26 protein-coding genes are annotated in these 23,378 nt (G+C 65.6%); 12 read left to right on the forward strand and 14 right to left on the reverse strand.

Translation table 11 applies throughout. The features are described from left to right. Positions 1-34: 34 nt before the first annotated feature. The 5 genes from AC07M1_RS04315 to parE all read right to left on the reverse strand — a co-directional run bounded on the left by AC07M1_RS04315 (position 35) and on the right by parE (position 5,773). Positions 35-1,186 carry a hypothetical protein gene (locus AC07M1_RS04315; RefSeq protein ID WP_495161330.1) on the reverse strand — a complete coding sequence of 384 codons (1,152 nt, stop codon included), beginning with the start codon at positions 1,184-1,186 and terminating at the stop codon, positions 35-37. A gap of 111 nt (positions 1,187-1,297) precedes the next feature. Next, positions 1,298-2,560: a serine hydrolase gene (locus AC07M1_RS04320; RefSeq protein WP_495161331.1), complete on the reverse strand. Its 1,263-nt coding sequence runs from the start codon at positions 2,558-2,560 to the stop codon at positions 1,298-1,300. A gap of 63 nt (positions 2,561-2,623) precedes the next feature. After that, a complete protein-coding gene (locus tag AC07M1_RS04325; protein ID WP_495161332.1) occupies positions 2,624-3,202 on the reverse strand; it encodes a hypothetical protein in 579 nt (192 codons plus the stop codon). Further along, on the reverse strand, positions 3,199-3,741 hold the full coding sequence (locus tag AC07M1_RS04330; protein WP_495161333.1) for an RNA polymerase sigma factor: 543 nt from the start codon (positions 3,739-3,741) through the stop codon (positions 3,199-3,201). The genes AC07M1_RS04325 and AC07M1_RS04330 overlap by 4 nt, the downstream gene beginning before the upstream one ends. Positions 3,742-3,793: 52 nt before the next feature. After that, a complete protein-coding gene (parE, locus tag AC07M1_RS04335; RefSeq protein WP_495161334.1) occupies positions 3,794-5,773 on the reverse strand; it encodes a DNA topoisomerase IV subunit B in 1,980 nt (659 codons plus the stop codon). A gap of 147 nt (positions 5,774-5,920) precedes the next feature. On the opposite strand from parE, the gene AC07M1_RS04340 reads away from it, so the two are divergent. Beyond that, a complete protein-coding gene (locus tag AC07M1_RS04340) occupies positions 5,921-6,760 on the forward strand; it encodes an outer membrane protein (RefSeq protein ID WP_495161335.1) in 840 nt (279 codons plus the stop codon). A gap of 109 nt (positions 6,761-6,869) precedes the next feature. Here AC07M1_RS04340 and AC07M1_RS04345 read toward each other — a convergent pair whose 3' ends face one another. Together AC07M1_RS04345 and AC07M1_RS04350 are read right to left on the reverse strand one after the other, a co-directional pair. Continuing rightward, positions 6,870-8,393, reverse strand: coding sequence for a methyl-accepting chemotaxis protein (locus tag AC07M1_RS04345; protein WP_495161336.1), 1,524 nt, complete (start codon positions 8,391-8,393; stop codon positions 6,870-6,872). Next, positions 8,390-8,710 carry a hypothetical protein gene (locus AC07M1_RS04350; RefSeq protein WP_495161337.1) on the reverse strand — a complete coding sequence of 107 codons (321 nt, stop codon included), beginning with the start codon at positions 8,708-8,710 and terminating at the stop codon, positions 8,390-8,392. The genes AC07M1_RS04345 and AC07M1_RS04350 overlap by 4 nt, the downstream gene beginning before the upstream one ends. Before the next feature lie 216 nt (positions 8,711-8,926). Between AC07M1_RS04350 and AC07M1_RS04355 the strand changes: the two genes are divergently transcribed. Beyond that, the gene (locus AC07M1_RS04355) at positions 8,927-10,417 is read left to right on the forward strand and encodes a ComEC/Rec2 family competence protein (protein WP_495161338.1); all 1,491 of its coding nucleotides are present in this window, start codon (positions 8,927-8,929) and stop codon (positions 10,415-10,417) included. A gap of 6 nt (positions 10,418-10,423) precedes the next feature. On the opposite strand, the gene AC07M1_RS04360 is transcribed toward AC07M1_RS04355, so the two are convergent. Next, positions 10,424-11,101 carry a GcrA family cell cycle regulator gene (locus AC07M1_RS04360; protein WP_495161339.1) on the reverse strand — a complete coding sequence of 226 codons (678 nt, stop codon included), beginning with the start codon at positions 11,099-11,101 and terminating at the stop codon, positions 10,424-10,426. A 60-nt stretch (positions 11,102-11,161) separates the two neighbouring features. On the opposite strand from AC07M1_RS04360, the gene AC07M1_RS04365 reads away from it, so the two are divergent. The 8 genes from AC07M1_RS04365 to queE all read left to right on the forward strand — a co-directional run bounded on the left by AC07M1_RS04365 (position 11,162) and on the right by queE (position 17,731). Continuing rightward, positions 11,162-12,007 carry an ABC transporter permease gene (locus AC07M1_RS04365; RefSeq protein ID WP_495161340.1) on the forward strand — a complete coding sequence of 282 codons (846 nt, stop codon included), beginning with the start codon at positions 11,162-11,164 and terminating at the stop codon, positions 12,005-12,007. 92 nt (positions 12,008-12,099) lie between these two features. Continuing rightward, positions 12,100-12,504: a hypothetical protein gene (locus AC07M1_RS04370; RefSeq protein ID WP_495161341.1), complete on the forward strand. Its 405-nt coding sequence runs from the start codon at positions 12,100-12,102 to the stop codon at positions 12,502-12,504. A gap of 159 nt (positions 12,505-12,663) precedes the next feature. After that, entirely contained in the window at positions 12,664-13,860 is a 1,197-nt protein-coding gene (locus AC07M1_RS04375) for an aspartate aminotransferase family protein (protein ID WP_495161342.1), read from the forward strand. A 55-nt stretch (positions 13,861-13,915) separates the two neighbouring features. Next, positions 13,916-14,839, forward strand: a complete 924-nt coding sequence (gene argF, locus AC07M1_RS04380; protein WP_495161343.1) for an ornithine carbamoyltransferase — start codon at positions 13,916-13,918, stop codon at positions 14,837-14,839. Between the two features lie 131 nt (positions 14,840-14,970). Further along, positions 14,971-15,882, forward strand: a complete 912-nt coding sequence (locus AC07M1_RS04385) for an Hsp33 family molecular chaperone HslO (RefSeq protein ID WP_495161344.1) — start codon at positions 14,971-14,973, stop codon at positions 15,880-15,882. A gap of 69 nt (positions 15,883-15,951) precedes the next feature. Further along, positions 15,952-16,359: a hypothetical protein gene (locus AC07M1_RS04390; protein WP_495161345.1), complete on the forward strand. Its 408-nt coding sequence runs from the start codon at positions 15,952-15,954 to the stop codon at positions 16,357-16,359. Positions 16,360-16,396: 37 nt separating this feature from the next. Then, positions 16,397-17,089: a 7-cyano-7-deazaguanine synthase QueC gene (queC, locus tag AC07M1_RS04395; RefSeq protein ID WP_495161346.1), complete on the forward strand. Its 693-nt coding sequence runs from the start codon at positions 16,397-16,399 to the stop codon at positions 17,087-17,089. Positions 17,090-17,098: 9 nt separating this feature from the next. Beyond that, on the forward strand, positions 17,099-17,731 hold the full coding sequence (gene queE / locus AC07M1_RS04400) for a 7-carboxy-7-deazaguanine synthase (RefSeq protein WP_495161347.1): 633 nt from the start codon (positions 17,099-17,101) through the stop codon (positions 17,729-17,731). Between the two features lie 4 nt (positions 17,732-17,735). On the opposite strand, the gene AC07M1_RS04405 is transcribed toward queE, so the two are convergent. The 3 genes from AC07M1_RS04405 to lipB all read right to left on the reverse strand — a co-directional run bounded on the left by AC07M1_RS04405 (position 17,736) and on the right by lipB (position 19,606). Then, positions 17,736-18,410: a hypothetical protein gene (locus AC07M1_RS04405; protein WP_495161348.1), complete on the reverse strand. Its 675-nt coding sequence runs from the start codon at positions 18,408-18,410 to the stop codon at positions 17,736-17,738. Positions 18,411-18,593: 183 nt separating this feature from the next. Further along, on the reverse strand, positions 18,594-18,848 hold the full coding sequence (locus AC07M1_RS04410) for a hypothetical protein (RefSeq protein WP_495161349.1): 255 nt from the start codon (positions 18,846-18,848) through the stop codon (positions 18,594-18,596). Between the two features lie 89 nt (positions 18,849-18,937). After that, positions 18,938-19,606, reverse strand: coding sequence for a lipoyl(octanoyl) transferase LipB (gene lipB, locus AC07M1_RS04415; RefSeq protein ID WP_495161350.1), 669 nt, complete (start codon positions 19,604-19,606; stop codon positions 18,938-18,940). A gap of 97 nt (positions 19,607-19,703) precedes the next feature. On the opposite strand from lipB, the gene AC07M1_RS04420 reads away from it, so the two are divergent. After that, positions 19,704-20,516, forward strand: coding sequence for a hypothetical protein (locus AC07M1_RS04420; protein ID WP_495161351.1), 813 nt, complete (start codon positions 19,704-19,706; stop codon positions 20,514-20,516). Next, entirely contained in the window at positions 20,516-21,247 is a 732-nt protein-coding gene (locus tag AC07M1_RS04425) for a hypothetical protein (RefSeq protein WP_495161352.1), read from the forward strand. Before AC07M1_RS04420 ends, AC07M1_RS04425 begins: the two co-directional genes overlap by 1 nt. Here the strand turns inward: AC07M1_RS04425 and AC07M1_RS04430 are convergent. The 3 genes from AC07M1_RS04430 to AC07M1_RS04440 form a co-directional block, all read right to left on the reverse strand. Next, positions 21,211-21,810 carry a GNAT family N-acetyltransferase gene (locus AC07M1_RS04430; RefSeq protein WP_495161353.1) on the reverse strand — a complete coding sequence of 200 codons (600 nt, stop codon included), beginning with the start codon at positions 21,808-21,810 and terminating at the stop codon, positions 21,211-21,213. The two genes, AC07M1_RS04425 and AC07M1_RS04430, sit on opposite strands and share 37 nt — an antisense overlap. A gap of 121 nt (positions 21,811-21,931) precedes the next feature. Then, on the reverse strand, positions 21,932-22,783 hold the full coding sequence (hemF, locus tag AC07M1_RS04435) for an oxygen-dependent coproporphyrinogen oxidase (RefSeq protein WP_495161354.1): 852 nt from the start codon (positions 22,781-22,783) through the stop codon (positions 21,932-21,934). A 9-nt stretch (positions 22,784-22,792) separates the two neighbouring features. After that, complete coding sequence (locus AC07M1_RS04440; RefSeq protein ID WP_495161355.1) at positions 22,793-23,257, reverse strand: tRNA (cytidine(34)-2'-O)-methyltransferase; 465 nt, start codon at positions 23,255-23,257, stop codon at positions 22,793-22,795. Positions 23,258-23,378: the final 121 nt, after the last annotated feature.

The following is a 23,378-nucleotide window of genomic DNA, read 5'->3' on the forward strand; positions in this document are numbered from 1 at the left end:
TTCGCGACCTGTACCGTGCGATACCGGCGGGCGGTCAGGGTGTCAGGTCGATCGACGCCAGCCGGCCGGTAAGCTCGCGGGAACGTAGTCGCGAACCGGTCGGCGCGAGCGTGTCGAAGACCATCGTGAACCGCTCGATCCGCTCGAGCCCATCGTCTTCCGGTGCAAGCTTGAGTGGCGCATAGCGGCGGCCAGCGAGCGCTTCGTGCACCTTCTTGGGCCAAGCACCATTCACGGTTTCGGATTGCCGCAGCGTCTCGACATCGTGGACGGTACCGTCCGCTGCGATACGGAAGCGCACGTCGATCCATTGGGGTCCGGTATGAAGTCCCTTTGTCGCCAGCCCGATGCCGGTCGTATCGACGGAGGCCTGATCGAGCTGCACCGTCGGCGCATAGATGAGGACAGGCTTGTCGACCTTGGTGCCGATCGACGCCACGGCCTTGTCGACCGCCTGCTTGTCGCCCTGCGCCGAGGCGAGGCTGGCACGAAGCATCCCCGCCGCTTCACGGAAGGGCTTGAGTTCGGGTTGGGTCGTCTTTTCGATCCGTTTGATCGCGTCTTCGGCGGCGCCGCGATATTGCACCCGCACCTCGCTCACCGCACCATAGAGCACCGCCTCGCGGAACATGGCATGACCGCGCACCTGTGACAGCTTGGCCTGGTCTGCTTGCTTGGCAACCTTGCGGTAGACTTGGATCGCGGCGACAATCCGTCCCGCGCGGGCGTATTCGTCGCCGGTCATCAACCGCTGCATCAGAACACGTGAATCGTCCTTGTCGAGCCCGGCCTTGAGCTCATCGAGCGATTCGACCTGCAGGAGCCGGCTGAGATTACGATAGCCGTCGAGATCGCTCAGCCGCCCATAGGCGCGAGTGAGGTCGGAGACCTCGACCGGATATTGGCTGGCATAGCGGGCGTTGCGACCGCGCGCGGAGGCGAGCGTGCTCCGTGCGGCGTGATACTCGCCCGCGATGAACTGGTTCTCGGCATGCGCCAGACTGGCGTCGATATCCTCCCTGGGCGGGCATTTGCGCGCGAGGCAGGCCTTGAGCTGGCTTTCAGTCTCCGCCAGCGGCTTGCCGGTGACCACGATCACCTGTTCATTGTTGCCGTCCTGTGCATGAGCGACGGTGGGCGAAACAAGCAACACAGCGACGAGCAATGGTAGCTTCTGCGCGATCATGAAAGCCTCCCCCTTGGATACTTCGGCGCGAAATTGACGGCTTTCGAGCTTAACGTTCGCTGACTGAAACGATTGCGGGCCGCCACGCCATCGCGGTGCGAGGCACTAAACCTAGCGCATCGCTACCTGTGTCAACAACCGGCTCATCAGCATCAGGAATCCCCGTTCGTCCACCGCAGAGTCCTTGCGCGCCCAGCCGCCGGTGACCGCGTACCAATTGCCCTTCTTCGTCTTCACCAGCCAGCTGGTGTAGATCACCCCGGGCTCTGACCCGCCCTTATACCCGATATAGTCGAACTGTGCGGCACCGGCGGTCCCGGGAGCGACGGCCAGAATCGCCAGTGCCTGCTCGCCACCCTTGGTACGGAGCCAGTCGAGGACTGCCGCCTCGTCGCGGGGGCTGGCGAACCATTCCACATCGGGCGCGAGCGGTTTGTCGCCGAACATCGAGGGATCGATCTTCGTCGAGGCAAGGCGCGCGCGATTGTCGGCGAGCAGCTTGCGGCGGCCGTCCGGGCCGGCCGCTTTCCACTTGGCGGCCAGATCGGCGTTGGCGGGTGCCTTGAGCTGGAACAGCTCCATCGTGGTCAGCAGCGGCAATGTCGCGTCGGGGTTTGCGACCCCGGTCTGCGCGACCATGGCGTCGACCTTGTCGCGACCGAGGGCGCGCAGCAGCGCGTCGGAGGCGGTGTTGTCGCTGATCGAGATCATCAACGTCGCCAGCGTATGCAGCGTCACCGGTGCGCCGACAGGCCAGTGTTGCGTGATACCGGAGGGCATGGAGCGCGCGTCCAGCGTGACGACGTCGCTCCACTTGCGCGTGCCGACGCTCACCTGCTGCGCGGCTTCGGCGAGGATCCAGAGCTTGAAGGCCGATCCGATCGGCATCGGTCGATCGCCCGCCAGTTCGCTGACCGGCGTCACGCCATTGTCCAGCGCATAGATGCCGAAGGCGGCGGCGCCTGGCAGCGAGCGGATCTCTGCCGTGACCTTCCCTACGCTGTCGCCGCGCGGTTCGACGCGGGAGAAGATCAGACCGGTCACGCGATGCGGTGGGGCCGGATCGACGACGATATCGACGATGGCGATGCCCCGCTCGAGGCCTAATTCGACCGTGGCGGCGTGGGGCGAGGCGGCAATGACCTTTTCGACCTTCACCACGGCACCATATTGCGTCTTCATCTGCGGGCCGATTTGGTCGAACTGTGCCTTGGGTATGTGCGCCTTGAAGGCGGGGGCGAAATAGTCGTCGAAATCACCGGTGCCGTTGATCAGCGCCGGCAACGCGTCGAGCCGCGCCTTCAGCGCTGGCGAGATTTCGGCGTACGCGGGGGTCGGTTGTGCGGGGGATTGCGCAAGCGCTGGCGCGGCCATTGCGGAGATTAGACAGCAGGCGGCTAGAAGGGCTGTTCGCATGGGCATCCTTTCCGGGGCGGATCAATCGATAGCGGGATTGGTGTCGAGCGTCGCGATTTCCATGGCGATCGCGCGGGCAGCGCTGCGGTTGAACCAGAATATCAATCCGAAGATGAGCGCGATCATCGTGGTGCCGATCGCGCCGTTGCGCAGGGCGGCCGCGAGCGGAATCGATTCGGCTTGGGCGCGAACGGCGGCGGCGATGAAGACGACCATGCCGGGGAGGAACGGGGCGAGGTACCAGCGGCCGACGCTCGCCAATGCCCGGTGCTGTGCGGAGAGAAGCCCGCGATAATGGGTCAGGGCATCCTGTCCGAGCACTGCGGGATCGTTCGAGGGGTGGCGGTGCCACAGATTGCGCAGCGCGACGCTGGTGCCCGCGATCAGCATCAGGCTGGCGATGCGGATGCCCCAGTCGGACGCGTCGATGGCGATATAGCCGAAGATCGCGATCACCAGCGCGCCCGCGGCATATTCGATCAGGTCGCGGGTGCGCAGCCTGCGGCGAAACCGGGCGGCGCACTCGGCGAGTTCTTCGCGCGAAGGGGCCGTGGCGCCGGCTTGCTGCGCCGTCCAGAGCGTGACGATCGGATCAGTCATGACGGTGTTCCCGTTGCGAAATGGCTGGCGAGCAGTATCTTGATCCGATGCACCTTCACCGCGACGTTGCCTGGCGAAAGTCCGACGACATCGGCGATCGTCGATGCGTCGACCCCTTCGAGATAAAGCAGGATGACGCTGCTGTCGGTCGGTTTGAGCGCTGCGATCAGGCCATGCAGGCGCGCCAGCAGGCGGCTCTGGTCCACCACGGTTTCCGGATCTTCGCTGGTCAGGATCATATCCGCCTCATCGAGCGACGCGAGGCGTGCGCCGCGCCTGGCCCGGGCGACGTACGTGGCGGCGATGTTGTGGATGACGCGGTAGGTCCAGGTTCCGGGCGCACAGCGACCGTCATAGGCTGCCAGACTGTTCCACAGCGCCAGATGCATGTCCTGTTCGAGGTCGCGGGCGCGATCGATATCGGCTTCCACCGCCCGCGCGAGCCGGGCGATCGCTGGAGCATGCGCCGCCGAAGCTTCGGCGTAGAGCCTGTCCTGCGCCGTGTTCCCGCTTTCGACCTGGGCCATTTTCGCGTTCATGCCCCTTTAGTCGCGGGCGACGCGGATTTCTTACACGCGCATGCGAAAAAGATCAGGCGTCGATCGCTTCCTCGTCGAGCCGGGCGGCATTTTCCTGGATGAAGGCGAAGCGGTGCGCGGGGTTGGTACCCATCAGCCGGTCGACCAGATCCTTCACCCCCGCGCGTTCCTCATATTCCTGGGGCAAAGTGATGCGGATCATGCTGCGGGTCTTCGGGTCCATCGTGGTTTCGCGCAGCTGGCCGGGGTTCATCTCGCCCAGGCCCTTGAAGCGGGAAACCTCGACCTTGCGGCCCTTGAACGCGGTCGCCTCGATCTCGGCGCGGTGCGCATCGTCGCGGGCGTAGAGCGACTTGGTGCCGGCGGTGAGGCGGTAGAGCGGCGGCTGGGCGAGATAGAGGTGCCCGCGGCGGACGATGTCGGGCATCTCCTGGAAGAAGAAGGTCATCAGCAGCGTCGCGATATGCGCGCCGTCGACATCGGCGTCGGTCATGATGACGATGCGTTCGTAGCGGAGGCTGTCGGGCTGGCAGTCCTTGCGGGTCCCGCAGCCCAGCGCCTGGATCAGGTCGGCGATTTCGCTATTCGCGCCGATCTTCGCGCTGGTTGCCGATGCGACATTGAGGATCTTGCCGCGGATCGGGAGGATCGCCTGAGTCTTGCGGTCGCGTGCCTGCTTGGCGCTGCCGCCGGCCGAGTCGCCCTCGACGATGAACAGCTCGGTTCCGGCGGGATCGTCGGCCGAGCAGTCGGTGAGCTTGCCGGGCAGGCGCAGCTTGCGGCCACTGGTCGCGGTCTTGCGCTTGACCTCGCGCTCCTGCTTGCGGCGCAGGCGGTCGTCCATGCGCTCGAGGACATAGCCGAGCAACGCCTTGCCGCGGTCCATACGGTCGGCGAGAAAATGGTCGAAATGGTCGCGCACGGCCTTTTCGACCAAAGCCGTCGCTTCGGGCGAGGTCAGGCGATCCTTCGTCTGCGACTGGAATTGCGGTTCGCGGATGAAGACCGAGAGCATCAGCTCCGACCCGACCATGATGTCGTCGGCGGTGATGTCTTTGGCCTTTTTCTGCCCGACCAGTTCGCCGAACGCGCGGATGCTGCGCACCAGTGCCTGACGCAGCCCCTGCTCGTGCGTGCCGCCATCGGGCGTGGGGATGGTGTTGCAATACCAGCTATAGGACCCGTCGCTCCACAGCGGCCAGGCCACCGCCCACTCGACCCGGCCCTGCGAGTCCGGGAATTCCTGGGTCCCCGAGAAGAACTCCGCGGTCGCGCCCTCGCGCGTGCCGAGCTGTTCCTTCAAGTGATCGGCGAGGCCGCCGGGGAACTGGAACACCGCTTCGGCCGGGGTGTCGTCCGAAATCAGCTCGGGCGCGCATTTCCAGCGGATCTCGACGCCCGCGAACAGATAGGCCTTGGATCGGGCGAGCTTGTACAGCCGCGCGGGCTTGAAGTTCATTTCCCCGAAAATCTCGGAATCGGGGGTGAAGCTGACCAGGCTCCCGCGCCGGTTGGGGGTGCCACCGAGATGCTCGAGCGGACCCAGCGTCTGGCCCTGGCTGAAGCGCTGGCGATAGAGCTGCTTGTCGCGCGCTACCTCGACCACCGTATCGACCGACAGCGCGTTGACCACGCTGATGCCGACGCCGTGCAGACCGCCGGAGGTCGCATAGGCCTTGCCCGAGAATTTGCCGCCCGAATGGAGCATCGAGAGGATCACCTCGAGCGCCGACTTGTCCGGGAACTTCGGGTGCGGATCGATCGGGAAGCCGCGGCCATTGTCGGTGATGGTCAGTCGGTTGCCGACGTCGAGCGTGACCTCGATCCGGTTGGCATGGCCCGCGACCGCCTCGTCCATCGCATTGTCGAGCACTTCGGCGGCAAGGTGGTGCAACGCGCGCTCGTCGGTTCCGCCGATATACATGCCGGGACGGCGGCGGACCGGCTCCAGCCCCTCGAGCACCTCGATCGACGAGGCGTCATAGGTGTTGGCGGACGGGGCGGACGAGGGCTGGAACAGATCGGAGGACATCGCCTGTTGCTATATCGTTCCACAGGGTGCGGGCAAGCGGGGCTGTTGCTGCAATGCAACACACGCGCCGCTTTCGGACGAAGCGCGGGATAGAATGGCGCAATCGCTCGTTATCCCGCCGCTAGTAACGAATGGAGTACCCCCAACATGCGTATGCGTACCCTACTGGGCGCCGCCACCGGCGCCCTGACCCTCGCTGTCGCCGCAGTCCCGGCTTATGCCCAGGATTCCGCGACCGGCGACGAATTCACCGGTTTCTACATCGGCGGCTCGGTCGGCTTCACCACCCAGAAGAATGACGTCGGCGAATCGATCCTGTTCGACGCGGGCCGCAACGGCAGCTTCGGGGATACGATCGCGACATCGGGCGGCGGCAACGCCTTCGCGCCCGGCTTCTGCAACGGCGCGGCGACCTCGACCGCCAACCTTGCGTGCAAGAACGACAAGGACGGCGTCGAATATTATGCCCGCCTCGGTTTCGACAAGCAGATGGGCAAGGTCGTGCTTGGCGCGGTCGCCGAATTCGGCAAGTCGGAAGTGCGCGACAGCGTTTCGGCGTTCAGCACCACCCCGGCCTTCTACACCATGACGCGTGAGCTTGACTGGAACGCGGCGCTGCGCGCCCGTGCCGGTTACACGGTCGGCCCGAAGACCCTGGTCTATGCGACCGGTGGTGGCGCCTATGCCAAGATCGACCACAGCTTCACCACCAGCAACACCACGAACTCGTTCGCGCTTTCGGGCAAGGACCATGCGTGGGGCTGGCAGGCGGGCGGTGGCCTGGAGCAGAAGCTGAGCAAGAACGTCTCGCTCGGTGTCGAGTATCTCTACAGCCGCTACAATGACGACGATGCGCGGGTGAACGTTGGCACCGGTACCGCCGGTGCGACCAACCCGTTCGTGCTGGCGGGCGGCGCGGATTTCGCGCGCAGCCAGAACCGGTTCGACATGCATTCGCTTCGCGCGACGGCGGCGTTCCGCTTCTAAGTCGCTTGTGAGCGAGGGCAACGGCCGGCGGAGCGATCCGCCGGCCGTTTTCTTCGTGTTTTGGGATGCGCCCTGTGGAGCGGGGTTGTTGCCGGTTCCGGAGATACCCTCAGGCGGCGGCGATTCCCGTGACGAACTGCCGGGTCGCGTCGTCAAGGCGGCGGGCGGTTGCCGAGAGGCTGCGGGCGGCGCCGGCGACGCGGTCCGAAAGCGTTTCTGTTTCGCTGGCGATCGAGGCGATCTCGACCACCCGATCGGCCATTGCCTCGACCCCGAGCGCGGTGTCGCGCGCGGACAGCTCGATCGCGGCGGCGGTCTGGCGCTGGGTTTCGACCGCGCTCCGGATCGCGTTGGCGGCGGTGGCGAGATCCGCGACCATCGCCGAAATCTGGGTGAGCGCGTCCTGCGCGACATCGGCGCCCGTATCGACCGATCCGGCGAGCTGACGGATTTCGTGCGTCGCGGTCGCGGCCTGCCCGGCGAGCAGCTTCACCTCATGCGCGACCACCGCGAAGCCGCGGCCGACATCGCCGGCATGTGCCGCCTCGATCGTCGCGTTAAGCGCCAGCATGTTGGTGTGGGCCGCGATATTGTGGATCGAGTCGGCAAAGCCGGTGATGCTGTGCGACTGTTCCGTCAGGATGCGGACGGCGTCGCGCCCAGCCGCCGAGATGCTGTTGGCGTCATCGCTACGACGGGCCTGCTGATCCGCGCTCGCGGCGATCGCGGTGATCGACGCCGCCATGTCGTGCAGTCGCTCGGCGAGAATATCCGCGCTTGCCGAGGCCTGGGTCGCACGGCTTGCGGTGTCGGTCGATTCGCGGCTGCCACGTCGCGCCATGTCGAGCAGCGCGTGGCCGAGGCCGTCGAGCTCCGCGGCAGCGTCGCCCACCGCCTGGACCACGCCTGACACGTTGTCCTGAAAATCGAGCGTCAGCTTGTGCATTTGCGCGCGCGCGGCGGCGGCGCGTTCCACCTCTGCCTGGCGTTTGCGTTCCTCGGCTTCGTGGCGTGACGCCTCCGCAGCGGCGGTCATCGCGTTCTCGGCGGCGCCCCGGCGCGCCTCGGCATCCTCGGCCACGCGCTCGCTGGCCAGCCGCGCATCGGCCTGACGCTGCATCAGGCCGCGCAGCACATGGATGAGGAAGATGAGCATTGCCGCTTGCATCACCACCGCGGTCGCATGGAAGATCACCCGCCCAAGCCCGCTGCCGTCATAGAAAACCCAGGCCGGCGCGATGAACTGAAGGATCAGATGGTGGAGCGCGATCAGCGCTGAAGCGACGACGATGACGCTCCAGTCGCACAGGATCGTCAACGCCGCGAGCGCCACGAAGAAATACATATGGGCGTCCATCTGCCAGCTGTAACCGGCGAGCGCATAGACGCCGAGCGCGGGCAGGATCGCCGCCAGCGTGCCGATTGTGATCCGCGCCGCGCGGTCGGTGCGCTGATGCAATGCCATCCAGGTGGGTAGCAGGGTGGCGCCGGTGCCCATGGCCAGCACGGGAAGCGCCTTTTCGTTGGCGACAAGAGTGGCGGCGAGCGCGATGAATAGAATGACCGCCCAACTCGAAGCGACGAGGATCCGTACACCATGCAGGCGGAGCAACGTCACCTCGGGTGGGGTCATGTTCGCTTCCTTTCCGCGCCGCACCAGTCTTCGGGCGCGGCGATGACGAGGACGCCGCGTGCCAGCATCGGCCACAAGAGCCGGTCGCGCTGACCGTCGACGATCAGGATGTTGGGGCGCGGTCCGCGGCCCCGAAGCGCGGCGCCGCGTTCGATCGCGAGGGCCGCCAATGTTCCCGCATCGCGGCCGTCGAGCGCGATCAGCGCCATCGGCCCCTTTGCGGCGGGATAGAAGGAGGTGGCGAGCAGGCTCGCCAGAACAAGCCCGATCTGGATCGAGGGCAGGGAGATGTGAGAGGGTTTTAGCCGAGCAATCACTCGGCTTTACTATCAGCCATTACTTATCGAGCGGTAAACTGTGCTTGTTCATCGATGTTTTGTGTTACGCTCATGGGGTTGTTATCGAAGGCTGGTAGTGGCTTCGTGGCATGATGGCTGTACGCATCTCGCGTCATGGGCAGGGCGATTCGAAGCAAGCCTGTCATCGATTTGCGCTACATTTGGCGCGATGGCGTTGTTTCGGGGGAAAGTGTCATGCCTTTTCTGGACGATGACTTTGTCGACATGCGCTGCGACGACGGCAGCATCTGGCATCTGTACTGGGGGGATGAGGTCGAACTAGTCTCCACCAGCGCCGCAGGGCATCGCATCAGGGCGCTGGAACATGGCGGCAAGGTGCGGCGGGAGGGACTGGTCAAATCCTCGGCGAAGTTCCGCGATACCGGGCTGCTGCGCCTGTCGATGATCGACGTACAGCAGGGCGACGGGCTGATCCTGGACACGCCGGGACGCAAGACGATCTTCATCGACGGCGGCGACAACAAGCTGTTCGCGCGCCATGCGGCCTTCCGTTTTCGCGGTACCACGGCCGCCGATCCGCTCAAGGTCGACCTGTCGCTCGTTACCCATGGCGACGCCGATCATTTCGAAGGACTCAACATTCTGCAGGGGACCGAGACCGAGGACGGAATCGACGAACGGCAGCGGCTCTTCATCGCACCGCTGCGCTATTACCATAATGGCATGGTCAAACGGCCGGGGAAGAAGCCCGACGGCAAGGCGCGCAAGGATCTGGAGATGCTGGGTGCGACGACCGAGGTGGACGGGGTGCCGTTCGTCACGGGGTTGGTCGACGATCCCGCTAATGTACCCGAGGCCGAGCGCAACAAGCATTTCAGGTCCTGGGTGAAGGCGCTCGAGACATGGGACGCGCGGACGCAGGCGTTGACCGGGGCGCCTATGGTGCGCCGGCGGATCGACCACCTCAGCACCGACGCGTTCGATTTTCTGCGGGATGAGGGGGTTGCGGTCGAACTGCTGGGTCCGATCAGCGAGCCGACAGCCGCCGGGCCGGGGCTGCGCTTCCTGCGTAGCCCGCCCAATGACGCCGACATGATGCTGGGCACCTTTCCGCCGCGGGGCAAGGGGAGTTGGTCGGAAAGCCACACGATCAATGGCCATTCGATCACTTTCCGCCTGCGCTACGGCAATGTGCGTTTCATGTTCACCGGGGACATGAACCAGGAAGCGATGGCGCGGATGCGAGCGGCGTTGCCCGATGCGGCATTGCGGTCGGAGATCCTCAAGACTCCGCACCACGGTGCCGCGGACTTCGACATGGAGTTTCTGAAGGAGGTTGGCGCGGTGGTGTCGATGATCTCGTCAGGCGACGAGAGTAGCGCCAAGGAGCATATCCACCCCCGCGCAACGCTGATGGCGGCGCTGGGCAAGGCGTCGCGGACGACTCCGGCGGTGATCTTCTGCACGGAGCTGGCGGCGTTCTTCGCGATGCGGGGCCCGTCGCGTGACCTCGATCCGGGGGCGGGCGAGAAACCCGTCTATTTCGGGTTCGAGCGGACCAACTACGGTATCATCCACGTCCGCACCGACGGCATGCGCGTACTCGCCTTCACCCATTCGGGCGAACGCGGGACCAACGAGGCCTATCGCTTCGCGGTATCGGCGAATGGCGACATCGCCTTCGCGCCCCGACCGGTATCGGTCAGTGCGCCGAAGGTGACCTAGCGGACCTTAGCGGACGCGGGGACCGCCATAGGGCATCGGCGGCGGCGGACGGCGGTCGCGGCGCGGAAGCTGTGCCTGATAGGCGTGGCCGCAATGCGCGACGCAATAGGGGAAGCCGGGATTCACCTTGTCGCCGCAGAAGTGGAAGTCCGGTTCACCCGGATGGCCGAGCGGCCATTTGCAGACCTTGTCGTTGAGATCGAGCAGGCTGGTCTTGCCCTCGATCTCCTTGCTCGGTTTGGCGGGAACCAGGCGACGCGGCGGGGCCGGCGAGATCGGAGGCGCCTGCTCGCCGGGGTTCTGACGGATGAAGCCGCCGGGGCCGACCGAGCGCAGCACCGGGCCTGAGGGCTTCGCCGGTGCGGGCTCCGCAGGCGTATCGGCGACAGGCGCCGACTCGCGCGGTGCGGGTGCCGCGGCGACAGGCGGTGCGGGCACCGGCTTCGGCGCAGGCGCGGGCCGTGGGGCCGGAGCGGTTTCGGCGGCGGGCGCGGCAGCGGCAGCCTTCGCCTCGGGCGCATTGGGCTTCACGGGCGAGGGGCGCGAGGCGAGGCCGAGGCGATGCGCCTTGCCGATCACGGCATTGCGGCTGACGCCGCCCAGTTCCTCGGCGATCTGGGTTGCGGTCAGGCCGCTGTCCCACATCTTGCGCAGCGTCTCGATCCGTTCGTCGGTCCAGCTCATTCAAACGTCCTTCATCATCCCCGTTGCGGGGGGCAGCGGGAGCCATTACCCGGCCTAACCATGACCGAACAACCCCGCGTGCAAGAAACAACTATCGCCGCCCCCGGCGTCCCGGTGATTCGCAACGTCAATTGGGGAGGGCTTTGGACGCTATATGTGAAGGAGGTGCGCCGTTTCTTCAAGGTGCAGCTCCAGACCATCTGGGCGCCGGCGGTTACCACCTTGTTGTTCCTCGTTGTTTTCACGGTCGCCCTGGGCGGCAGCGGACGCACCGTGACGCTGGACGGAAAGCCGATTCACTTCGCCGACTTCATCGCCCCAGGCCTGATCGTCATGGGGATGCTTCAGAACGCCTTCGCCAATGCCAGTTTCTCGCTGCTGGTCGGCAAGATCCAGGGGACGATCGTCGATTACCTGATGCCGCCGCTTTCTACCGGCGAACTGCTCGCGGCGCTATGCGCGGGCGCCGTCACCCGCGCTTTCTGTGTCGGATCGGCCGTGTGGCTCGCGATGGCGCTGTGGCCGGGTGTCAGTGTGATGCCGCACCATCTATGGGCGATCCTGTGGTTCGGTTTCCTGGGATCACTGTTCCTGTCGCTGTTGGGCGTGATGACCTCGATCTGGGCGGAGAAGTTCGATCACGCGGCCGCGGTCACCAACTTCGTGGTCGCGCCGCTCGCGCTGCTGTCGGGGACCTTCTACTCGGTCGACAAACTCGCCCCGACCTTCCAAGCGATCAGCCACGCCAACCCGTTCTTCTACATCATCTCGGGCTTTCGCTATGGATTCCTGGGTGTCGCCGATTCGCCGATCGTGCTTGGCAGCGCGGTGATCCTGGGGCTGAATGCGGTGCTTGGGTTCGCCTGCTACGCGCTGCTGCGCTCGGGCTGGAAGACGCGAAGCTGAAAATAAGGCTGAACGGGCGCTGTCAGCCGCGTTCAGCTTTTCGTTCTGCTTGCGCAACTACGCCGTTTCCATCGACTGAGGAGGCGATGGGTATGCGTAAACTGATGATCGGACTGGCGCTGGCGGGGTTTGCGGTGGCGGCGATGCCGGCGGCTGCGCAGCAATGGGACGGCGGCGATCGTGGCGGGCGCGGCTGGCATGACGATCGGGATCGTGGATGGGGCCATCGCAGTGAGTCGCTGCGCCGGGCGTCCTGGATGCTCGATCGCACGATCCAGCGCGGCATCCTGTCGCGCGGCGAGGTGCGCCGTTATCGCAGCGAGCTGCGCGATATCCATGAGCTGGAGGCGGATTATCGTCGCGATGGCTATTCGCGCCGGGAACGCGAAAGGGTCGACGAACGTGCCGACCGACTGATTTACCGGTTGCGCCGGGAATGGCGCGAGGAACGGCGGGACCGCTGGGATGACGATCGCCGCGATCGCTGGGACGATTGAGGTCGCGGGCGGGGGTGCGGGAAGAGTTTCCCGTACCCTGTCGCGAGGTGTTGACCGCACGCCCCTTCCGCTCGTAAATCCCCGCTCCGGGCGGTCCGGTTGGGCCGCCTTTGTTGTTTCCGGAGCCTAACCCCAGTTTTTTGTAAGGAGGAACAGTCAATGTCGATCACCCCACTCATGCCCGTCTACCCGCGGTGTGAAGTGCGTCCGGTGCGAGGCGAGGGCTGCTACCTGATCGGGGAACGAGGGGAACGATATCTGGACTTCGCCGCGGGGATCGCGGTGAACGCGCTGGGCCATGGCCATCCGCAGTTCACCAAGGCGATCGCCGAGCAGGCCGCGACGCTGATGCACGTCTCCAACCTCTACGGTTCGCCGCAGGGTGAGGCGCTGGCGCAGCGCATCGTCGACAACAGCTTCGCCGATACGGTGTTTTTCACCAATTCGGGCGTCGAGGCTATCGAGTGCGCGATCAAGACCGCGCGCCGCTATCATTTTGTCAACGGCAACCCGCAGCGGCACAAGTTGATCACGTTCAAGAACGCCTTCCACGGCCGTTCGATCGGCGCGATCAGCGCGACCGACCAGCCCAAGATGCGCGACGGGTTCGAGCCGCTGCTGCCGGGCTTCGACTATGTGAAGTTCAACGATCTCGAGGGCGCGATCGCCAAGATCGACGACGAGACCGCGGGTTTCCTGGTCGAAACGGTGCAGGGCGAAGGCGGTATGACCGCAGGCACGGTCGAGTTCATCCAGGGCCTGCGCAAGGCGTGCGATGAGCATGGCCTGTTGCTGATCCTGGACGAGATCCAGTGCGGCTATGGCCGTACCGGCAAGATGTGGGCCTATGAGCATTACGGCATCACGCCCGACATCATGACCGCGGCGAAGGGGATCGGAAACGGCTTCCCGCTCGGCGCTTGCCTCGCGACCGAGGAAGCGGCCAAGGGCATGGTGTTCGGTACCCATGGATCGACCTATGGCGGCAACCCGCTCGCCATGGCGGCGGGGCAGGCGGTACTCGACGTGATGCTGGAGCCGGGCTTCTTCGAGCGCGTCGAGCAGATGGGCGAGCGCCTGCGTGCGGGGTTTGAGCAGCTGATTCCCAATCACGATCATCTGTTCGACGAGATCCGCGGCAAGGGGCTGATGCTGGGCGTCAAGCTCAAGGAACCGGCGGTGGCGCGCGATTTCGTGGCGCATCTGCGCGACAATCACGGACTGCTCACGGTTGCCGCGGGCGAGAACGTGTTCCGCGTCCTTCCGCCGCTGGTGATCGACGACAGCCATATCTCCGAGTGCATCGAGAAGCTGAGCGCCGGCGCGCGCAGCTACGTGCCGCCCGCTGACGATTGATTCCTTCCCGCCGGTGCCGTTGGCGCGGCACCGGCGGTGACGGGGGAGCCACAACATGACTTATCGTAACTTCCTGTCGCTTTCCGACGCGGGCGCCGATGGCGTCGCCGCGATTCTGGCCGATGCGATCGACCGCAAGCGTGCCCGTGCCGGCCTGCCCAAGGGGACGGTTGACGCCGACGCCCCGCTCGCGGGTCGCACGCTCGCCATGGTGTTCGAGAAGAATTCGACCCGTACCCGCGTCAGCTTCGAGATGGCGATCCGCCAGCTCGGCGGCAGCGCGGTGGTGCTCGACGCCGCCACCAGCCAGCTCGGGCGAGGCGAGACGGTGGCGGACACCGCGCGCGTCCTGTCGGGCTATTGCGACGCGATCATGGTCCGCACCGACGACCACGCCAAGCTGCTCGAAATGGCGCAGTACGCCACCGTCCCGGTGATCAACGGCCTGACCGACGACAGCCACCCCTGCCAGATCATGGCCGATCTCCAGACCATTCTGGAGAGCGGCAAGGCGCTGCCCGGCCTCAAGGTCGCGTGGTTGGGCGACGGCAACAATGTGCTCGCCTCGATCGTCGAGGCGGCGGGGTTGATGCATTTCGACGTGGTCGCCGCCTGTCCGCAGAGCTTCGCGCTACCCGAGGAGGCGATGGCGCTGGGCAACGGCCGCGCGCGCACCGTCAACGATCCGGTCGAGGCGGTCGCGGGCGCCGATATCATTGTTACCGACACCTGGATCTCGATGGGTCAGGCGCATGCGGACGTGAAGCTCGCCGCGCTCGCACCCTATCAGGTGACGGAGGCGCTGATGGCGCAGGCCAAGCCCGACGCGAAGTTCCTCCACTGCCTGCCCGCGCATCGTGGCGAGGAAGTGACCGACGCGGTGATCGACGGGCCGCAATCGCTGATCTGGCCGGAGGCGGAGAACCGTCTCCACGCCCAGAAGGCGGTGCTGCGCTGGTGTTTCGGCCAGATCGGGTGATATCGGCGGCGAGTTGAACCGGGGACTTGGCTCCCCATATTCGCCGAAACCCGACAATCCGTTCGTTTCCCGACCCGGGACCGGCAGCGACAGCCGATCCCGGGTTCGGTATGAATGGTGGAGATACGACAATGACGATGCCCGCCGCCGACCTCGACCGCACGGTCAACTTCACGATTCCGGCCCGCCACGCGCGCGGCCGTGTCGCGCGGCTGGGGCCGGTGCTCGACCGGATCCTGGCGGCGCATGCCTATCCGGCGCCGATCGAACGGGTGCTGGCCGAAGCGCTGACGCTGACGGCCTTGCTCGGATCGACGCTCAAGGATTCGGGCGGTCAGCTCACCTTGCAGGCCCAGGTTCAGGCGCAGAGCGGCGGCGGAATCATCCGCCTGCTGGTGTGCGACTATAAGGGCGGCGAACTGCGCGGTTACGTTCAGTTCGATGCCGAGCGGTTGGCCGAACTGGGCGATAACCCCTCGCTCTATGCGCTGTTCAACCAGGGCTATCTGGCCGTCACCTTCGATCAGGCGACGAGCGGCGAGCGCTATCAGGGCATCGTCCCGCTCGATGGCGGATCGCTGGCCGAAGCGGCGGAGAACTACTTCGACCAGTCCGAGCAGATCCCGACGCTGGTGCGGCTGGGTGTCGGCCATGACGCGCAGGGCAAGTGCATTGCCGGGGGGCTATTCCTGCAGCACCTTCCCGAGGGTGAGGAGGGCGGCGAACGGCTGCATACGCGCGAGCACCATCCCGAGTGGGAGCATGTCGAGGCGCTGGGATCGACCATGGGTGCGGACGAGCTGGCCGACGCGTCGATCCCGCTGGAGAATCTCGTCTGGCGACTGTTCAATGAGGAAGATGAGGTCCGTGTACAGGGTGGGGTAGACCTTGTCCGCGGCTGCCGTTGCGACCCGTCTTATATCAAATCGGTGCTGGACAAGTTCAGCGCGGAGGATCGGGCGGAAATGGCCGAGGACGGCGTGATCACGGTCGATTGCGCCTTTTGCGCGCAAAAATTCCCGATCGCGGTGGATGCCGCCTGACTGCAGCCGCAATTGGCGGTTGTAATTGTCAGCCAATCGAAAGCCGAATCGTGCTAGAGGAGCGGTGAAATGAGCAGAATCGCTTTCATAGCCGGTGCCCTGGCCCTCTCGATCGGGGGCGGGGGCTTTGCGCTCGCCCAGTCGGGCACGCTCAGCGCGCTTGCTCAGATCGAGCGCGGTGAGTGGACGCTGCGCGCGTCCGACGGAAGCACCCGGTCGATCTGCGTCACCGATCCGCGCGTGCTGCTTCAGCTGCGCGACCGCTCGGCGGGATGCACTAATTTCGTGGTCGAGAATGGCCCGAATGGCGGGCGCATCAGCTTCACCTGTCCGACGGGCAAGACCGACACGAGCCTGACGGTGGAGACACCGCGCCTGGTCCGCATTGAGACGCAGGGGATCAGCCGTGGTCTGCCCTTCACCGAGGAGTATGAAGGCCGGCGGACCGGGGCCTGCAAGGCCGCCACGGCCCGCTGACCTTGCCGCGCTGCGGCAAAGCCGGTAGCCCGCAGCCATGACCGACACCAAGATTGCCGTCGCCCTTGTTTCGGGCGGCCTCGACTCATTCGTTTCCGCCGCCAGCGCCCGCGCGGACGGCTATCGCCTTCTGGCGCTCTCGGTCGACTATAATCAGCGCCATCATGTCGAGCTGGCCGCCGCACGACGGATCGCCCATGCGCTGGGTGCCGAGCGGCACATCGTGCTTCCGATGGACCTGTCGCAGTTCGGCGGATCGGCGCTGACCGCCGATATCGACGTGCCCAAGACCGGGGTGGAAGAAGGCGGCATCCCGGTCACCTATGTGCCGGCACGCAACACCATCTTTCTGAGTCTGGCGCTCGGCTGGGCCGAGGCGTCGGGCGCGCGTGACCTGTATATCGGGGTCAACGCGCTCGATTATTCGGGCTATCCCGATTGCCGTCCCGAGTTCATCGAGGGATTCGAGAAGCTGGCAGAACTAGCGACCAAGGCCGGGGTCGAGGGTGAACCGTTCCGCATCCGATCACCGCTTCAGTACATGACCAAGGCGGATATCGTCCGTGAGGGGACGCGCCTGGGCCTCGACCTTGGGCTGAGCTGGTCATGCTATGATCCGGCGCCGGGTGGAATGCATTGCGGCCTGTGCGACAGCTGTCGCTTGCGGTCCAAGGGGTTCGAGGAAGCGGGCGTGCCCGACCCCACCCGCTATGCCGAAACCCCGCGATAGGCGCCGACGATGAGCTATGCGGTCAAGGAGATGTTCCTCACGCTGCAGGGTGAGGGGGTGAATGCCGGCGCGCGCGCGGTGTTCGTGCGCTTTGCCGGATGCAATCTCTGGTCGGGACGTGAGCAGGACCGGGCGGACGCCGTCTGCAAATTCTGCGACACCGACTTTGTCGGTACCGACGGGCTAGGCGGAGGCAAGTTCGCCGATGCGGATGCGCTGGCGGCGGCGGTCGAGGCGTTCTGGGGGGTGGGCACAGAGCGTCGCTTCGTCGTGCTGACCGGCGGGGAGCCGATGCTGCAGGTGGACGACGCGCTGGTCGATGCGCTCCATGCACGCGGTTTCCGCATCGCGATCGAGAGCAACGGCACCTTGCGCGCGCATCCTGGCATCGATTGGATATGCATCAGCCCCAAGGCGGGAAGCGACGTTGTCCAGCGCCGCGGCGATGAGCTCAAGCTGGTCTGGCCGCAGTCGGGGACCGACGTCGCGGTGCTGGAGCAATGGGACTTCGCCCATTTCCTGGTTCAGCCGATGGACGATGCGAACGCCGCCGCCAATGTCCAGGCGGCGGTCGATTTCGCATTGGAACGGCCGAAATGGCGCCTGACCTTGCAGGCGCACAAGTCGCTGGGGCTTCGTTAGGGGCTTACCGCTTCGACTGGCAGCGCGACGGCGAATAGATTTCCTTGCGCCAGCACTTCGCGTCGCTGAACACTGGCACCGGTGCCGACGCCGGAACGTAGTAATAATGGAAGGCGGGAAACTGGTGCTCGCCCCATTTCGTCAGGCTGTTGCGCAGCTCACGAAGTCGCAGCGCCGCGACTTCGCCGACTTGGCCGCGTGGGGCGAAGACCACCTGCTGCGAGATGTCGTCGGCCGTGTAGCAGAAGGTGAGCTGGGCGTGGACCGCCGAGAAACTCGAATAAACCCGCGTGCCATATTGATCGAGCGCCATCTGACCCGCCTTGGGGGTCTTGTTCACGCGCATGAAGTATTTGGTCAGCGTCGCATAGGAGCCATTCAGCTCGGTGGCGTGATCCTTGAGGATGGTGTTGTAGTTGGGCAGCGTCAGCAGCGTCTTGGCGAACTGGCACTGCAGCGCGGCGACGTTGAGCGCGGCGCGGACGTTCCATACCATCGCCGCGCGCAGCTCAGCTGGCGTCGCTCCCGGCAGCGCCTGGGCGAGAATGCCCGGCTCTTCCCCGGTGACGCGCGGACCGACGACGTCGGGGCCCTTGAAATAGAATTGTGCCGATGCGGGCGCCGCACCGAACAATGCCGCCGCTCCCGCGGCCGCGCACATGAAACGCGAAACCAGCATCCTGACCCTCTTGAACGCAAACTCGAATAAGTCCCCGGGTTACGGATTTTTTACCCTGTGCCCAAGCGCTTTTTGCCCGCTTGTGACGCGACCCGACAAGAAGGCGTGGATTTACAAGGGCTTGAATCGAAAGGGCCGCCCGGTTTCCCGCGCGGCCCCGAACTCGAATTCGCGCAAGCGAACTTACATGCCGTTGCCGACGGTCTCGTTGCCGGCGGGGGCGGTCTCGTTCGCCATGCCCATCGTGTTGCCGGTGGCGCCATCGACCATGGTCATGTTGTCGCTCATGGTGCCGTCGAGCACCGGATCGGTCGCGTTCACGTCCTGAACCGCGGTGTTGTCAGCGGTGGTCTCGGTCTTCTCGCCGCAGGCCGACAGCAGCAGCGCGGCGCTGGCGATCATCGAACCGGCAACAGCCTTGGTGAAAAGTGCACGCATGTATGAGGCTCCCTAGATATGGGCGGGGGCGGCACGGATGCGGTAATCCCCCAAACCGGGAGCGACTTTAGTCGGTGCGGGCCATCCCCTCAACCCCGCTTGTCGAGGGCGCAATCACCGCCCAGCGCATCGAGAAAGGCGGGGAGTGCGGACGCGAGCGCGGCATCGAAGGTCGCGGGCGAAATATCCTTGCCCAGCGCCGCGGCGCTCGTGACCGGGAATTCGGGCAGGCCGCACGGCACGATCCCGCCGAAATCGTCGAGATCGGGGGCCAGGTTCACCGCGAAACCGTGCATCGTCACCCAGCGTCGTACCCGCACGCCGATTGCGCCGATCTTTGCTTCGCTCCCGCCGTCGCGGGTCCAGATGCCGATCCGCCCTTCGGCGCGGAAGGCGTTGATGTTGAGTTCGGCGAGCGCCGCGATCACCCAGCCTTCGAGCGCATGGACGTAGCAGCGCACGTCCTTGTTGCGGCGGGAGAGGTCGAGCATCGCATAGCCGATCCGTTGTCCCGGGCCGTGATAGGTATAGCGGCCGCCGCGTCCGGTGGCGAAGACCGGGAAACGCGGGTCGATCAGCTCGGCGGGATCGGCGCTGGTACCGGCGGTATAGACTGGCGGATGTTCGAGCAGCCAGATCAGCTCGCCCGCTTCGCCCTGCTGAATCGCCGCGACGCGCGTCTCCATCTCAGCCAGGGCCTCCGGATAGGGCACGCGCCCTTCAGCTACCCGCCATTCGATGCCGCGTTTCGTCTCCATCGCGCGCAAATGGCCCGCCGCGCGCCGCTTCGCAACTAGTGGCGCGTCGTTTCGCGATCGGCTAACGAACTGGAGCAAGGGGTGACATATGGTCAGCATGAGTGCCGTTTGGGATCGGACGGTGGAGTTTCTGAGCGACAATCCGGGAACGGTGCTGCCGATCGCGCTGGGTGCCATGTTCGTACCGGCAGCGGTCAGCGGCAGCTTGTCCGGACTGGGGCAGGGCGCGACGCCGGGCCTCGCGGCCGGGCTTGGGCTGGCCTCGGTGGTGCTCGCGATCGTTTCATTCTGGGGGCAACTCGCGATCACTGCGCTCGCGCTTGATCCTGCCATCGGCCGGGGTGCCGCGAATGTCGCCACGCGCCGTCTTCCCGCCGCGCTGCTGGTCATGATCGGGCTGTTTGTCGCGCTGTTTCTGCTCAGCATTCCCGCCGGGATCATCCTGGTGATGAGCGGTGCTGACCTCAGTGCCAGCGCGACGGGGGCGATGCCGCAGATATCCGCCGGCGCGGCACTGTGGCTGACGCTCTATGCCCTTGTGATGCTGGCGTTGATGGTCTGGGTGCTGGCGCGTCTCGTTGTGCTGCTGCCTGCGCTCGTAGGGGAGAAGGGCGTGCTGTCCGCAATTCCGCGCAGCTGGTCGCTGACCCGCGGCTCGGCGCTGCGGATCATCGGCGTGCTGATCCTTTATGCCATCGTCGCGTGGGTTTCCTATCTCGCCGCGACCACCGCGTTCGGTGCGGTGATCACGCTGATCGCCGGGCGGGGTGAGGATGGGTTGTCGCTGGCGACGGTGCTCATCGTGATCATCGGCGGTGCGGTGTCGACCGCCTTCACCGTTCTAGGCGCCGCGTTCACGGCCAAGCTGTATCTCGCGCTTCGCACCGATAGAGAGGTTGCCCCAGCGTAATGAGACTTTCGTTTGGCAGCGCGCTCGCCGACGCTGCGGCCCTGTGGCGGGCGGAACGTGACTTGATCGTCCGTATCGCCGGCGTCTTCTACCTGCTCCCGATCTTCGCGCTGGCGTTGCTGGCGAGCGGGATTTCGCTGCCCGAGCAGGCAACGCAGGATCAGATCCGTGAAGTGGTGCGCGACTTCTACGGCGCTAATTTCATCTGGCTGCTGCTGATCTCGATTGCTCTGGAATTCGGCAGTCTGGCGCTGCTCAAGCTATTTCTGCAGCGCGCTGAGACCGTGCGTGACCTGCTTCAGGCGACAGCGGTCCGGCTGCTCCCCTTCGTGCTGCTTGGCTTCGCCAATGGCGCCGCGATGCAGCTTGGCTTCACGCTGTTCATCCTGCCGGGCATCTATATCTTTGGTCGCACCTGGATGATGGGCGCGGCCTATGCTGCGGAGCCCGAGCGCGGCTTGTTGCGGGCGGTGGAACGCGGGTTCCGTCTCAGCATCGGTAATGGTTGGCGGATCGCGATCCTAGGCTTCGGTGTGGCGGTGATTGCGGGCGCCGGCGCGCTGGTGCTGCTGATCCTCGCGCAGGCAGGGATCGCCGCCGCTGGCGGGGCGGAGTGGGCGCAGATTCTGCTTATCCTTCCCGTTGTCGCCGCGACCGTGGCGCATACCGCGTTCACCTTGGTCCGGATCGCCGCCTATCGTCGGCTGGCGGGGTCCAGCAACGGGATATGAGGCGCCGCTTCGCGCGGCAAATGGCCTGAAAGGCGCGGATCGGGGAACGTCTCGATCGCGCGGCTGAACGGTACGAATCCCGACGCGCGGTAGAACCCCAGCGCCGATGGGTGGTCGAGCGTGCAGGTATGCACCCACACCCGTGTCACGTCCTGCCGCCATGCCCGCATCAGCGCGTGGGCCATCAGCCAGCGGCCATGGCCCTGTCCCGCCAGTTCGGGGACGAGGCCGACGAACGACAGCTCGCAAGTCTGCTTTTCGCGATAATCGAGTTCCAGCAGCCCGATCTCGATGCCGCGCGGGTCGATGACGGCGAAGATCTCGATCGCGGCGTCGTGGATGATGCCGGTCAGGCGGCCTTCGTCCATGATCAGGCGGGAGAACCACAGCCATGGTTCGCCGATGCGGCGGAACAGCGCGCGGTACTTATCCGGCGAGGGTCTTTCCCACTTCACCAGCCGCAGTGGCGAATCGGGCAGCGGCCGGGGGCGGGGCCGCTCGAGCATCTCGAGGCTGGTGACGATCGTCGCCACCTCGCCCGGCTTGACGGGGATCAGCGACATGTTCGCGCGCTCCGCGATGCGGTACCAGACCGCTCTCCCACCCGGCCACCCAGCGGTAGCATGACATGGGTGGCCGGGTGGGGGAGCGGGCTGGTGCCGCCATGCGCCGTCAGGCGCATCATCAACTCCATGTGGCCAGGGGTGGCAGGCTCATCAGGATCGCGTCGATATTGCCGCCGGTCTTGAGTCCGAACAACGTTCCGCGGTCATAGACCAGGTTGAACTCGGCATAGCGGCCGCGCCATTCGAGCTGCTGGGCCTTGTCCGCTTCGGTGAAGGGCGTTGCCATCCGCCGCCGCACGATCGCCGGGAAGGTTTGAAGGAAGGCGCGGCCGACGTCCTGGGTGAAGGCGAAATTCGCGTCCCAGGCATCGCCTTCGCTGTCGAGGTGATCGTAGAAGATGCCGCCCACCCCGCGATGCACCTTGCGGTGCGGGATGTAGAAATACTCGTCGGCCCATTGCTTGAAGCGCGGATAATGTTCCGGACCATGCGCGTCGCACGCCGCCTGCATCGTCGCGTGGAAATCGGCGGTGTCGTCGGCATAGGGAATCGGGGGATTGAGGTCGGCGCCACCGCCGAACCAGCGTTTGGTCGTGCACAGGAAGCGGGTGTTCATGTGCACCGCGGGAACATGCGGATTGGCCATGTGCGCGACCAGGCTGATGCCGGTGGCGAAGAAGCGCGGATCCTCGCCCGCGCCGTGGATGGTCTTGGCGAAATCGCCCTCGAAGGTGCCGCCGACGGTGGAGACGTTGACGCCGACCTTCTCGAACACCTTGCCCTTCATCACCCCGCGCACGCCGCCGCCGCCCGGTTCGCCCGACGGATCGGCGCGATCCCATGGCGTATAGTCGAACGCGGCGTCCGATCCCGCCTCACGCTCGATCGCCTGAAATTCCGCGCAGATCGAATCGCGCAGGCCTTCGAACCAGGCGCGGGCGGTGGCTTGTTGATCGTCGAGGGTCAGCATATGCGGCCCCTAGCCGATCGACGTTGGGGAAGGCCATAGGGCGGTTTGTCTCAGCCCTTCGGCCAGCACGATGCCGGCCGAGACCGACAGGTTCATCGATCGCAACCCTGGCGCCATCGGGATGTAGACGCGCGCATCGGCGCGCGCATGGACATGCTCGGGGGCCCCGGCGCTTTCGCTGCCAAACAGCAGGATATCGTCGGGCGCGAAGGCGAAATCGTGCAGCGGCGTCGCGCCCTTGGTGGTCAGCAGCACGATTCGGCCTCGTGCCTGCCGCTCGAACGCGTCCCAGCCGTCATGGCGGGTAATCTGGACATGATCGATATAGTCCATGCCCGCGCGTGCGACGCGCTTGTCATCCCATGCGAATCCCATGGGTTCGATCAGGTCGACCGCCGTGGCCAGGCATGCCCCGATCCTCAGGACGGCGCCGACATTTCCGGCGATATCGGGCTGGAACAGGGCAATACGCATGCCGATCCCGATAGGGCAGCGGTGCGGTCAGCCGCAAGTCGGCGAAGGGCTGGGTAAAAAGGCGGTTGGCAAATGCGGCATGTGCCGTCTATCAGGCCGCCCAGCCACCGGGGGCACCGGG

It is taken from the genome of Sphingomonas sp. GW821-FHT10C01 (assembly GCF_059415525.1).